This window comes from Microbacterium invictum (assembly GCF_014197265.1).
Classification (GTDB): Bacteria; Actinomycetota; Actinomycetes; order Actinomycetales; family Microbacteriaceae; genus Microbacterium; species Microbacterium invictum.
The window spans coordinates 2613030-2625269 of sequence record NZ_JACIFH010000001.1 but is presented as its reverse complement, the minus strand read 5'-3'; the positions used below and the strand labels follow the sequence as shown (position 1 = coordinate 2625269).

11 protein-coding genes are annotated in these 12240 nt (G+C 72.4%); all 11 read right to left on the bottom strand.

The genetic code is table 11. The annotated features are described in order from the left end of the window. Positions 1-26: 26 nt before the first annotated feature. Positions 27-1238, bottom strand: coding sequence for an acylneuraminate cytidylyltransferase (locus tag BKA10_RS12215; RefSeq protein WP_183500138.1), 1212 nt, complete (start codon positions 1236-1238; stop codon positions 27-29). Further along, positions 1235-2599: a polysialyltransferase family glycosyltransferase gene (locus BKA10_RS12210; RefSeq protein WP_183500137.1), complete on the bottom strand. Its 1365-nt coding sequence runs from the start codon at positions 2597-2599 to the stop codon at positions 1235-1237. Before BKA10_RS12210 ends, BKA10_RS12215 begins: the two co-directional genes overlap by 4 nt. Beyond that, positions 2596-3558 carry a glycosyltransferase gene (locus BKA10_RS12205; protein ID WP_248199273.1) on the bottom strand — a complete coding sequence of 321 codons (963 nt, stop codon included), beginning with the start codon at positions 3556-3558 and terminating at the stop codon, positions 2596-2598. The genes BKA10_RS12210 and BKA10_RS12205 overlap by 4 nt, the downstream gene beginning before the upstream one ends. Positions 3559-3651: 93 nt before the next feature. Next, positions 3652-4170: a hypothetical protein gene (locus BKA10_RS12200; RefSeq protein ID WP_183500135.1), complete on the bottom strand. Its 519-nt coding sequence runs from the start codon at positions 4168-4170 to the stop codon at positions 3652-3654. Next, a complete protein-coding gene (locus BKA10_RS12195) occupies positions 4167-4772 on the bottom strand; it encodes a hypothetical protein (protein ID WP_183500134.1) in 606 nt (201 codons plus the stop codon). The genes BKA10_RS12200 and BKA10_RS12195 overlap by 4 nt, the downstream gene beginning before the upstream one ends. Next, on the bottom strand, positions 4769-5314 hold the full coding sequence (locus BKA10_RS12190) for a hypothetical protein (RefSeq protein ID WP_183500133.1): 546 nt from the start codon (positions 5312-5314) through the stop codon (positions 4769-4771). Before BKA10_RS12190 ends, BKA10_RS12195 begins: the two co-directional genes overlap by 4 nt. Beyond that, positions 5311-6483 carry a hypothetical protein gene (locus BKA10_RS12185; RefSeq protein WP_183500132.1) on the bottom strand — a complete coding sequence of 391 codons (1173 nt, stop codon included), beginning with the start codon at positions 6481-6483 and terminating at the stop codon, positions 5311-5313. The genes BKA10_RS12190 and BKA10_RS12185 overlap by 4 nt, the downstream gene beginning before the upstream one ends. Beyond that, positions 6483-6794 carry a hypothetical protein gene (locus BKA10_RS12180; RefSeq protein WP_183500131.1) on the bottom strand — a complete coding sequence of 104 codons (312 nt, stop codon included), beginning with the start codon at positions 6792-6794 and terminating at the stop codon, positions 6483-6485. Before BKA10_RS12180 ends, BKA10_RS12185 begins: the two co-directional genes overlap by 1 nt. Before the next feature lie 99 nt (positions 6795-6893). Continuing rightward, complete coding sequence (gene malQ, locus BKA10_RS12175) at positions 6894-9086, bottom strand: 4-alpha-glucanotransferase (protein ID WP_308221577.1); 2193 nt, start codon at positions 9084-9086, stop codon at positions 6894-6896. A 10-nt stretch (positions 9087-9096) separates the two neighbouring features. Then, positions 9097-10524: a CCA tRNA nucleotidyltransferase gene (locus BKA10_RS12170; RefSeq protein ID WP_183500130.1), complete on the bottom strand. Its 1428-nt coding sequence runs from the start codon at positions 10522-10524 to the stop codon at positions 9097-9099. A 10-nt stretch (positions 10525-10534) separates the two neighbouring features. Then, entirely contained in the window at positions 10535-12100 is a 1566-nt protein-coding gene (locus BKA10_RS12165) for a DUF7059 domain-containing protein (protein WP_183500129.1), read from the bottom strand. Positions 12101-12240: the final 140 nt, after the last annotated feature.

The window sequence follows — 12240 nt, the reverse complement described above, 5'->3', positions numbered from 1 at the left end:
GGTATCGCGCGACTGGCCGCTGAGCGTCATGCGGGTCGGTCGCGCGTGTCCGCGGAAGCCGGCGACGGGGTGCGGGTACCGGCGAGGACGAGGTTCGCGAGCTCGCGGACCGCGCCGTCGCCGCCGCGGCGGGTGAGCACCGCGCGCGCCGCCGCCCGCACGTCGGGGTGGGCGTCGGCGGTGGCGACGGGCCAGCCGACCAGGGCCAGGGCTGGCAGGTCGTTGACGTCGTTGCCGAGGTACGCGATGCGGGCGAGGGGGATGCCGGTGTCTCCTGCCCACGCGGTCAGCGCCGCGGCCTTGTCGTCGACGTCCTGCAGCACCGGCACGCGGAGCTTGTCAGCGCGCGCCCGCACGACCGGGTTGCGCTCGGTCGAGAGGATGAGCACCGGGATGCCGGCGCGGCGGAGAAGCCCGACCCCCATGCCGTCGCTGCGGCTCACGCGCACGAGCTCACGGCCGTCGGCGTCGGTCCAGGCGGTGTCGTCGGTGTGCACCCCATCGAAATCGGTGACCACGGCATCCACCTCGATGAGGTCGGCGACGGGCGCCTCGACGAGCGAGGCGAGGGCGTCGGCGCGTGCGAGCTGGTCCGCGTCGTCGATCTCGATCGCGGTCGATTCGGGCACCTCGATGATCGCCGTGCGCCCGAAGAACCGGTGCCTGCTGCGGCGGAAGCCCGCGGCGTCGAAGGCGTAGAACGCGCCGGTCTCGAGGTAATGCGGTTCGCGGTCCTGACGGCGCGGGCGGTGGGCGGCGTCGTGATTGACGGCGGCGGCGGCGCCGTCGGCGCGGCGCCAGAGGAACCCGTAGGTCTCATGGGCCGAGAAGGCGCTGTCGTATCCGTCGCGCACGGCGGCGACGGCCTGATCGATGCCGGCGCGGGGGATGAACGGCGAGGTGGCCTGGACGAACACCACGATCCGGGGGTCGATGCCGTCGATCGCGAGCACGTCGAGGGCGTGGATGAGAGCGGTCTCGGATGCCGCGGTGTCGTCGGCGAGGTCTTCCGGACGACTCACGATGCGGGCTCCCGCGGCGGCCGCGACCGCCGCGATCTCGGCATCGTCCGTGGACACCACGACCAGGTCGACGCTGCCCGCGCGCCTGGCGGCGCGCACGGCGCGGACGATCAGCGGGACGCCGGCGACGGGCCGCAGGTTCTTGCGGGGGACGCCCTTGGACCCGCCGCGGGCGGGGATCACGGCGACGACCTGCGGTCCGGTTCTCACGGTCATGTTCCGCGCACCGCCTTCCATGCGCGCCCAGCCCGGCGGTGGGCTCCGCGCATGGTCAGCCGGGACTGCTCGAGCCGCCCGACCATGCCCGACGCGGCGAACATCCGGTCGAGCAGCGTGGGCGCGGGGGCGCCGGGCAGCGCGAGTCGCTTCAGACGCGCGGGCGCGAAGTACCGATCGCGTTCGCCGGCGTCGAGGTCGGCGAGCAGCTCTTCGGCGCGGGGACGCAGGTGCGCCGCGATCTTCGGCTGCATCGCGTACCCGACGGCATCGGTCAGCTGCTGCAGGCGGCGGGGGTCGCGGTAGGGCGAGTCGTCGCGGGCGAGCGCGTCGACGATGGTGACCGGGATGCGGTTGCTGTTCTCGTAAGGGTCCAGCCGGTGCAGCAGCACATCGTTGCCGACGGCGGCGAACGGGATGCCGAAGAGGGCGTGCACAGTCGGAAGTGCGGTCGAGAATCCCGCGACGATTCCCACGGTGCGGAGCCTCGCGGCGACGATCTCGGCCGGCACGGCCCCCTCGTACACGTCGAACGCGAGGCCGTGACGTCGTGCCTGCTCGGCGACCGCGGCGGCGATCGACGGGGGTGCGGAGGGGTGGGGCTTGAACACGATGCGCTCGGGGGCGAACCGCAGAGCCTGGTCGATCATCTGCTGCTGCATCGCCTGCTCCTCGTCGGGCGAGACCAGACCGAGCGCGGCGAGATACTGCCCGAGGACCAGCACGGTGGGCATCGGCGACGTGGTGAGCACGTCGAGGTCGTCGTCTTCGGTGTGCGCGGCGACCTCCTCGATCACGGTGCGGAACCGGTCGATGGGCACCGGTGCGCGCTGGGCCCCGATCTCGGTGAACAGGAGCGGGGTGACGCCCGGGATCACATCGGCGTAGGCGACGGACACCACGCGCTCGGTGAGGGGCCGGGGCATTCTGCTCCGCAGTGGTGCGTAGGTCATCAGGCCGTCGCCGATGATGGTCACCTCCGCCCCCGGGAAGAGCTGGACGATCGTGCGTGAGGGCGCCACCTGCGGGGACTGCAGGAACAGCTCGACGGGATCGTCGCCGATCTGCCACGCCCGGCGCAGCAGGCGCTCGAACACCGGCAGGTCGTCGGACTCCGGGTCCCACGCCGTCGGCGAGGTGGGAGCCAGCAGGGCATTGAGCGACTCCACGCGGTCGAAGCGCGTGAGCAGCCCGCGCAGGTGCGGAGTGTCGGCGAGGTCGGGAACGGTCTCGGGGATCATGGCGGCGTTGACGCCGAGCAGGATCCGCGGCCCGTGCGCGGGGGGTATCGTCCCCGCGTCGATCGCGGCGACCGCCGTCATCAGGCCGTATGCCGAGTTGAGCACGAAGACCTGTGTCATGTGCGGCGGACCTCCCGGATCGTCCGGGCCAGCAGGCGCCGGCGGCGATCGGAGAGCCGGGACAGGGCCTCGTCGAGTTCCGCGCCGGGGACGCGTCCGAGCAGCTCGCGGATGCCGACGCGCAGCCGTGCCCGGTCGGCGACGGCCATGCCGCGGGCGCGGAACAGGTGGTGCGAGCAGACCGCGAGGGTGGTCGCGACGATCTTCGGGCGGAACCTGTCGGCCTCGGCGTCCGCCTCGACGGCGTCGAGCGCCAGCGAGAACGCGGGCAGGAAGTCGAGCTGGCGACGGTCGAACACCTGGGTCAGCGAGTCGGTCACCCCCCTTCGGTACAGCAGCGCCGGGGCGTCGACGACGGCGAACGACGATGCTCCCAGATGCAGTCGCCAGATCCACGGCCGGTCCTCGGCGGTGAACAGCCCGGGCGGGAACTCGGCAAGGCCCTGGTCGAGGGTGCGGCGGTGGAACATCCCGGCCCAGGCATACGGGTAGTCGACCATCGTCGACTCGTCGGCCGGCAGGATCGCTTCCCGCGGCGAGACGGCGCGGCCCCGCCAGGCGAACGGCGCCCGGACGAGGCGGCGGCGCCCTTCGGTCGCGGTGACGTGGTCGGTGCGGACGAAGTCGGTGTCGAGCGCGCGCATCGTCGTGACGAGGGACTGCAGCCGCAGCGGCTGCATCCAATCGTCGCCGTCGACAAAGCAGTAGAAGTCGCCCTCGACGTGGGCGAGTCCCTGGTTGCGCGCACTGGCCAGGCCCACCGGCTCGGGGTTCGCGAGCACCTCCACGTGGGTGAAGCGCTCGCCGAAGTGGCGCATCTGCCCACCGGTGTCATCGCGCGACCCGTCGTCGATCGCGACGAGCTTCAGGTGCGCGATGTCGTCGAACTGCCGCGCGAGGGTGGCGAGCGTCGTGCCGATGTACGCGCCGGCATCCTTCGCAGGAAGGATGACGGTCACAACCGGATTCGACACGCCAGGATGCTCGCAAGCCCGCGTGACGGGCTGGTAGCGCCGCAGTGAACGCCAGGCGAACGGCGCAGAGCGCGTGGCTCAGCCGCGCATGCCGCCGCGTGCGATCTCGATCGCGTCGTCCCACACCACGCCGATCGCCCGCAGGTCGCGGTCGAGCACGTCGACGACGCAGACGGCGTCGACAGCGGGCACCTGGACGCGCAGCAGGAAGGCGACGTCGTCTCCGGCTGCGGGCGCCACCGCCGCCAGCGTCACCAGCCCGCCGTCATCGAGCACGACACGGCGCTGGACGTCGACCCGGGGGAAGTCCGCGCCGACGGCCTCGTCCTGTGTCGACGGTGAGCGCCGCTCGAGGCTCAGGTCGGCGACCAGCCCGGTCGCCGTCACACCGAACGCGTGCCAGAGGCGGGCCGCGACGGCGGTCGTCACCGGCAGCCGGCTCATCGCGGCGGCGGCGTTGTCGACCGCCGCGGCCAGGTCGGCCTCCTCGCCGGGCTCGGCGCCGCTGGCCGCGAGCAGTTCGGGTGCGATCTCGAGCGCGGTCTGCGGCGGCAGCGCGAACGGGATCGGCAGCCAGCCGGGCGGCAGTCCGCTCACGCGAACCTCCAGCGCAACGTCGAGACGATGGCGTCGGCGAGCGCGGTGAATCCGTCCAGCGCGGCTCCGGACTCCTCGACGCCCAGGTGGACGACGGAGCACATGAGCAGCAGTCCGCGCCGCGGTGCGGTGCCGGGAAACGGGGCGACGTAGGAGATCTCGCGGGCCTGGAGCCCTTTCATCCCGTCGGGCGCCGAACGCTCCGCGACCCAGCGGTACAGCACGCCGGTCTCGGGTGATTCGAGTCGCTCGACAGATCTCTCCGCCCCGGCGCGTGCGCGCAGGTCGGATTCGAAGTCGCCGTTCGCGACCCACGGCGAGGCGGCGATCGTCATCGGGGTCCCGCCGTCGTGCGTCGGGGTGACCGGCATGAACACCTCCATGACGTCCACGGCCGCCATGCGCGCCCATTGCCGGTTCACGGCCGTGCGCGCCTCGCCGTACAGATCGGGGCGGCCGACCTCGCGGAAGCGCGAGGACAGCAGGGCGATGAGCGCATCGCGGCCCTCGGTGGTCGCCGGGAAGCGCCCCCAGTCCGGCGGGGTGAGCAGGGTGTACCCGGCCGGCACGGGCTGCCCGGCGAGCTCGTCGCGCAGACTCATGCCGGCCTCCGCCTCCCGAGGTCGCGCCCCCGTACGAAGACCACGATGCCGACGATCAGCACCACGAGGCTCAGCGGTGTGGCCAGCCAGTGCCAGCCGATCGGGTAGCCGTCCGGTCCGGGCGTGTGGACGATGCCGGTGGGATCGACGTCGAATGCCGCGATCGCCCAGGGAAACAGGCCGAACACGAGGAGCGAGACGAGGCTGACGTAGGCCGCATCGGCCGCGGCGGCGCGGCCGCGGACGGCGAAGTAGGCGAGCGCGGCGCCCATGCCCACCAGTCCGGTGCCGACGGTCAGCCAGGCGGGCACGCTCATCACGGGGAATTCGGCGATCGGATCCCACAGCGAGAAGGGCTCATCGCTGGGGTAGACCTGGCCGGCGTTGAGCACGAGCCGCGCTCCGGCGGGCACGATCCACTGCGCGGCACCGAAGATCGCGCAGATCACGAAGACCAGCCGCAGCACGCCGGCGCTGCCGGGCAGACGCCGCCGGTTGCGGCGCAGCGGCGGGATATCGGTGAAACCCGGCGAGCCCGTCACGGTCGCCCTGTGGGGGTGTAGAACGGCGAACTGGTGAAGATGCCCCCGCCGATGCCCGCGACCCAGTTGCCCAGGCTCGCCCAGCCGACGGCAGAGATGCGCGGCACGGCCTCGACGACCATATCTCCCCACGCCGCGGCGATCGTGCCGCTGCGGGCCGGAGTCTGTGCCCACTGCGTGAGACTGCCGCCCCAGCGGTTCAGCACCGACCAGCTCTGCCCGCGCATCAGCGTGGAGAACGGGTTCACCGACAGTCCGCTGGGCAGGCGCGGCATCGAGAACCCGCGTGCGCCGCGGGTGAACACCGGAAGGTCCTGCGCGAGGCGCGAGGCGTTCACGATGTCGTCGCCGCTCGCGGCCGCCGTGCTGACGCCCCGTGACAGCAGCCCGCCCGCCCCGGCGGTGACCAGCCCGAACGTGCTCCACAGCACGTCGGAGAGCGTCGCCTTGCCGTTGGCGTACAGATAGACCGTGCCGGCGAGGTGGAGGGCCGACAGTCCGATGGTCGCCGCGAGGATGATCGCCGCCCAGGGGCTCGACACGACGAACAGCGCGACGACGGCCAGGACGATGATGACGTAGCCGATGATCTTGAGCGCGTCGGCGATCCAGTCCCACTTGCCGTCGTCGTTGTCCGCGGCATCCATCGCCTCGGCGACGAGGTCCGCGGCCCGCTCGTACGCCTCTTCCCAGGCGGAGAACGCCGTGTCGAACGGCTGCCACGCATCGCGGAGGTCCTGCTCGGCGGTCTCGGCCGCCTGCGCCGGTGTCGGGCCGTCGTCGTCCTCGTCGTCGGTGGACGTCGGGCTCATGAGGTCGTTGAGGGCGGCGCGGTAGACGTCCATCGCGTCACGGATCGTGCCCTGATGCGCCGTATACGCCGACCGGGCGGCTTCGAGGGCGGGGGCGTAGGGCTCCAGCGCCGTGCCCGTCTGCTCGTAGCGCACGGCGGCCTTGCGCAGGTCGCCCTCGAGGGCCTCGGCATCCTCCTTCAGACGGTTGGTGCCGAGGCTGATCTGCGACTCGCCGATGTCACGGAGGGTGTCGGCGGTCGCGTCCATCGACGCCCCGAGCGACTTGTAGTCCGCCGCCGTGGTGGCGATCGTGTCGGGCTGGCCGGCGAACTGACGCAGTTCGTGCCCGTCGGGCGAGCTGTACAGCAGCGACATCAGCTCACCTCGCAGTTGGTCATCTGCTCGCACTGGCGGGTGGCTTCGATCTCCCACTCGTTCCAGCCGTCGACGATGGCCCGCAGCCCCTCGCGGACACCGTCGACCATCTCGAGCAGGTCCTCACGGTTGCCCGACCAGTTCGCCTCGAACCACCCGATCCGGTCGCGCAGCTTGTCCTTGCCGTGCGGATTGTCGATCGCCGCCTCGAGCGTGTCGTTGATACTCGACGCATCGGTGAATGCCGTCGCGGCGGTGTCGAGCGTCGCGAGCGCATCGCTCAGGCGCTGCCGGTCCAAGAGCACGTCCACAGAGCCATCCTTCCCGAGTCGCTGTTCTGGTCGTGGTCCAGGCTATCCGCACAGGTCGGAATCGGCAGTGGGGAGAACTACCCCCTCCCGTTCGGGTGCTCAGAGGGCCGCGTCCACCGCATCCGTCAGAGCGACGAAACGGGCGCTGGCCGGCAGGTCCTCGATCAGCACGGCCGTGCCGGTGGCGCCTGCCAGCGGCACCTGCCAGTTCGGGTACTCCTTGTCGGTGCCGGGCTGATTCTGCACGCGGCGCTCTCCCACGGCATCCACCAGCGCCACTCCCAGCAGCCGCGACGGTGAGGCGGTGATCAGCACGTTGAGTGCGGCGATGATCTCCTCCTCCCCGGCATCCGGCCCGATGAGCCCCCGCTCGCGCAGCAGCGCGAGCATGGCGGCCCGCTCGTTCGCCGCGTCGGCCAGGGCCTCATCGACCGGCTGCTCGAGCAGGCCCAGGCGCGCCCGCAGCGCGACGTGCTCGTCGGCGAGGTAGCCGGCCGTCGGCGGCAGATCGTGTGTGTTGACGGTGGCCAGCACGTCGCGGCGGTATCTCTCGGGCGGCCGCGGCGCATCGCCTTCCTGCTCGAACCACAGCACCGAGGTGCCGAGGATGCCCCGCGATGCCAGCTCGTCGCGCACCCACGGCTCGACCAGGCCCAGGTCTTCGCCGATCACGACGGCTCCGGCACGATGCGCCTCGAGCGCGAGCACCCCGATCATCGCCTCGTGGTCGTAGCGCACGTAGGTGCCCTCGCCGGCCCCGGCGCCGGCCGGGATCCACCACAACCGGAACAGCCCGATCACGTGGTCGATCCGCAGCGCGCCCGCGTGCCGCAGCAGGCCGCGCACCATGTCGCGCAGCGCCGCGTACCCGGTCTCGGCGAGCGCACCGGGCAGCCACGGCGGCTGGTTCCAGTTCTGCCCCTGCTGGTTGTACATGTCCGGCGGCGCGCCCACGGTGATCCTCTGCGCGTAGAGGTGTCGCAGCGACCAGGCGTCGGAGCCGAGCGGGTGCACCCCGACGGCCAGGTCGTGCATGATCCCGATCCGCATTCCGGATGCCACTGCCGCCGCCTGCGCGGCCGCGACCTGCTCGTCGGCGATCCACTGCAGCCACGAGTGGAACGCGATCCGCTCGGCCAGTTCGACGCGCAGGCGTGCGACGAGGTCCGAGGAGATCTCGGCCGCCTCGGCGGGGCGGTCCGCGCCCGCGAAGTGCTCCTCGAGCGCACACCACAGGGCGAAGTCCTGCAGCGGCGTCCCCTCGCGGTCGACGAACGCCTCGTACTCGGCCTGACGCCCGGCCGAGCGCGGCGCGGCGAAGACGATCTCGAGCGCGGCCCGCTTGGCCGTCCAGACCGCATCGCGGTCGATGCGGGCGGCGTCGTCGTTCATCGCCGCGGCCGGCGCGCGCAGCTGCGCGACCCGCGCCCGGTCGGCGGGGGGCAGATAGGCGACCTCGCGGATGTCCTCGGGCCGCACGTACAGCGGGGCGAGGAACCGCCGGGTCGCCGGACGGTACGGCGACGCTTCGATCGGCGAGGTCACCTCGGCGGCATGGACCGGGTTGACGAGCAGGAAGTCGGCGCCGCGGTCACCCGCGATGGCGGCCAGGTCTCCCATGTCGGCGTAGTCACCCATGCCCCACGAGCCGCGCGAGCGCACCGAGTACAGCTGTGCCATCAGGCCCCACGAGCGTCCGTCGCGGCCGGGACGGGCGGGTGGCTCTGCCAGGCGCCCCGGTGTCACGACCAGCGTGCACTGCGCTCTCCGATCGGGTTCGCCCCCGCCGTGCGGACGCTGCGTCGCGTGCACCGTGTGCCACCCCAGCGGCAGGTCGCCCGGCAGCGGAACCTGCACGCGCCACACGATGGTGCCGTCGACCAGCCGCGCCTCGGGGCGCTGCTCGGGGATCTCGAGATCGCGCCACGATCCGTCCTCGAGTCCCACCGACAACGACACGTCGTGCTCGTCGGCGACATGCACCGCCAGCTCCCCGCCGCCCGCGCGCACGACCGCCGAAGGCGGCACGAGCCGTCGCCACGGCTGCTGGATCGCGTCGGCCAGGGCGCTGTCGACCTCGGCATCCGTCCTCGGATCGACGCCCATCGCCGCCAGCACGGCACGCAGCGTCGCCTGCGGCACGGTCACGTCCTCGCCGAAGAACGACCAGAAGTGGGTGGCGATGCCGTGCGCCTCGGCGAGCGCCGCCAGTGCCGGTGAGGGCCGATCGGATGCCGGGGTCTGGCTGCCGCCCGCGAAGTCGCTCATCGCCGTCCCTTCGTCTGGCTTCATCCTGCCAGTCTCAGGCCCGGGCGGACCACCATTTCCTGAGGCGCTCCTCGGCCTCGTCGGCCCCGAGTACGCCCTCGTCCAGGCGCAGGTCCAGCAGGAACCGGTAGGCCTCGCCGACCTCGCGCCCCGGTCGGATCCCCAAGACCTCCTGGATCTTGTTGCCGTCGAGCTCGGGCCGGATGGCGTCGAGCTCCTCCTGCGCGGCGAGTTCGCCGATGCGCCGCTCGATGTCGTCGTACGCACCGGCCAGCCGGGCGGCCTTGCGCTTGTTGCGCGTGGTGACATCGGCGCGGGTGAGGATGTGGAGGCGTTCGAGCTCGGGCCCGGCGTCGCGCACGTACCGCCGCACGGCCGAGTCCGTCCACGCGCCCTCGGCGTAGCCGAAGAACCGCAGGTGCTGCTCGATCAGCTGGGTCACCGAGCCGATCGTGTCACCGTCGAACCGCAGTGCCTGCAGGCGCTTGCGGGCCAGCCGCGCACCCTTGAGGTCGTGGTGATGGAAACTCACGCCGCCGCCGGGCTCCAGCGTCCGGGTGGCGGGCTTGCCGATGTCGTGCAGCAGGGCCGCCAAGCGCAGCGTGACGTCGGGCGCGGCATCCGGATGCCGCTCGTTCTCGAGCTCGATCGCCTGCGCGAGCACGGTCAGCGAGTGCTCGTAGACGTCCTTGTGGTGGTGGTGCTCGTCGACTTCGAGGCGCAGCGCGGGAACCTCGGGCAGGAACTCGGCCATGAGCCCCGATTCGACGAGGATCCGGATGCCGCGGCCCGGCGCATCGGTCTGCAGCAGCCGCACGAGCTCGCCCTGGATGCGCTCGAGGCTCACGATGCGGATCGTCTCGCGCAGCTCGGTGATCGCCGCACGCGTGTCGGGGGCCACCTCGAATCCGAGCTGTGCGGCGAAACGGGCGGCGCGCAGCATGCGGAGGGGGTCGTCGCCGAAGCTGATCCGCGCATCGATGGGCGTGCGCAGGATGCCGGTGACGAGATCCTCCACCCCGCCGCCGGGGTCGACGAGCGAGGGGCCGGGCACACGCAGGGCCATGGCGTTCACCGTGAAGTCGCGGCGCTTGAGGTCGGACTCGAGGTCGTCGCCGAACGCGACGGTGGGCTTGCGGGTCGCGCCGTCGTAACTGTCGGCGCGGTAGGTGGTGATCTCGACCTGCTCACCGTCGACCTTCGCGCCGATCGTGCCGAACGCACGGCCGATGTCCCAGGTGGCGGTCGCCATCGGCTTCACGATCTTCAGGATGTCGTCCGGGCGCGCGTTCGTCGTGTAGTCGAGGTCGTGCGTGACCCGGCCCAGCAGCGCGTCACGCACCGGCCCGCCCACGATCGCGAGCTCGAACCCGGCGTCGGCGAAGGCCGCGCCCAGGCGCGCGGTGACCGGTGAGGCGGCCAGCGCGCCCAGGCGCGCGAGACCCTCGGCCATGTTCAGCATGGGTTCGAGCCTAAAGGTCGTAGGCGACCGGCGCCGCCGGGGCCACGGCCGGCGACTCCGCGAATTCGAGGAACCCGGTGAACAGCAGTTCGCGCGCACGCGGCAGCAGATCGGCGCGCAGCGCCCCGGCATCCACCTCGAGCAGATCGGCGATCGCGTCGATGAGCAGGCCCGCGGGCAGGTCGCCGTCGCACGCGCCGACGAGGGCCGCCAGCGCCGGATCGACCTCGAGCACCCGCCCGAAGGCGCCGCCCTGACGCAGTTCGATCACACTCGGCGCCTCCTCGCCGGGGCGGTGGTGCCGCGCTTCGGTGACGTCGCCGGCGACCGACAGCACGGTCCGCGCCAATGCGGCGTCGTTGAGCTGCTGCAGCCGTTGCCATGCGGTCACCGCGGCCCCAAGGTGCGCGCCGAGCGGGGCCGAGACGGGCTGGGTCACCCGCTCGTAGCGGGCCAGGGACGGGGTTGCGGATGCCGGGCGGTGCAGCAGCAGGTACCCGAAGCCGATCGCCGTGACGCCGCGGGCGGCGAAGTCGTCGAGCCATGCCTCGACGAGGCGGGCGTACTCGGGCGATCCGGGTGCGGTGCCGCCGTCACGCACCCACAGCTCGGCGTAGCCCAGCGGATCGAGGATCTCGCGCTCGATCACCCAGGCGTCCAACGCGACCGGCGAGGCCGCGACCCACTCCCGCACCCGGTCGAGCCCATCGGCGCCGTCGCGGTACTCCCAGTTGCCCAGCAGCTGGGCCACGCCGCCGGGGGCCAGCACCGCGCCCACACCGGTCACGAACGCGGCGACGAGCTCATCGCCGGCCAGCCCGCCGTCGCGGTACTCGTATTCGGGCACGCCCGCGGCCCGTGGCGTGATCACGAACGGCGGGTTGGACACGACGCGCCCGAACTGCTCGCCCGCGACCGGCTCGAACAGGCTGCCGCGGCGCACCTCGATACCGTCGATGCCGTTCAGCAGCGCGTTGAGCGCGGTGAACCGCAGCGCGCGCTCGGAGATGTCGGTGGCGACCACGGCATCCGCATCACGACGCGCGCGCAGCGCCTGGATGCCGCACCCGGTCCCCACGTCGAGCACCCGTCCGGCCGGACCGGGCATCTGCAGTCCCGCGAGGGTGAGCGACGCCCCGCCGACGCCCAGCACGTGCCCGGTCGGGAGTGCGCCCCGCAGTGCGGCTTCGTCCAGGTCGCTCGCTATCCACCACTGACCCGATCCCGATGCGTCCGCGAAGTCCTGCGGGCGCACCAGCGCGAGCGGCACCACGATGCCCTCGTCGACGCGCGCCAGACCCAGGCGCACCAGCCCGCCGGCCCCGCAGTCCGGCAGGGCCGCGTCCACGGCATCCACCTCGACGGGAACACCGAGGAACAGCAGCCGGCACAGCACGGCGACCGGGTCGGCGCGCTCGCCCAGCGCCTGCAGGGCCGGGCCGTGCAGCCCGTGCCCGACGGCTTCGTCGGCCAGCGGTCCCCATCCACCGCGGACGGCGTCGGCGGTGTACCCGGCGGCGGTCAGGTCGGTGCGCAGGGCCGCGGCGGTGGCGGGATCGGGCACGGGCAGGGTCATCGCAGGTCTCCATACATCGCGGGCACGGCGGCCGCGTCGCGGGCAATACGGCGCAGTGCGGCCGGTCACTCAGGTCCGGCAGAGCCGGTGACCCTAGAATCGCACCTGATCGTGCGGTCATGGATCGCACAGGAGTCGAT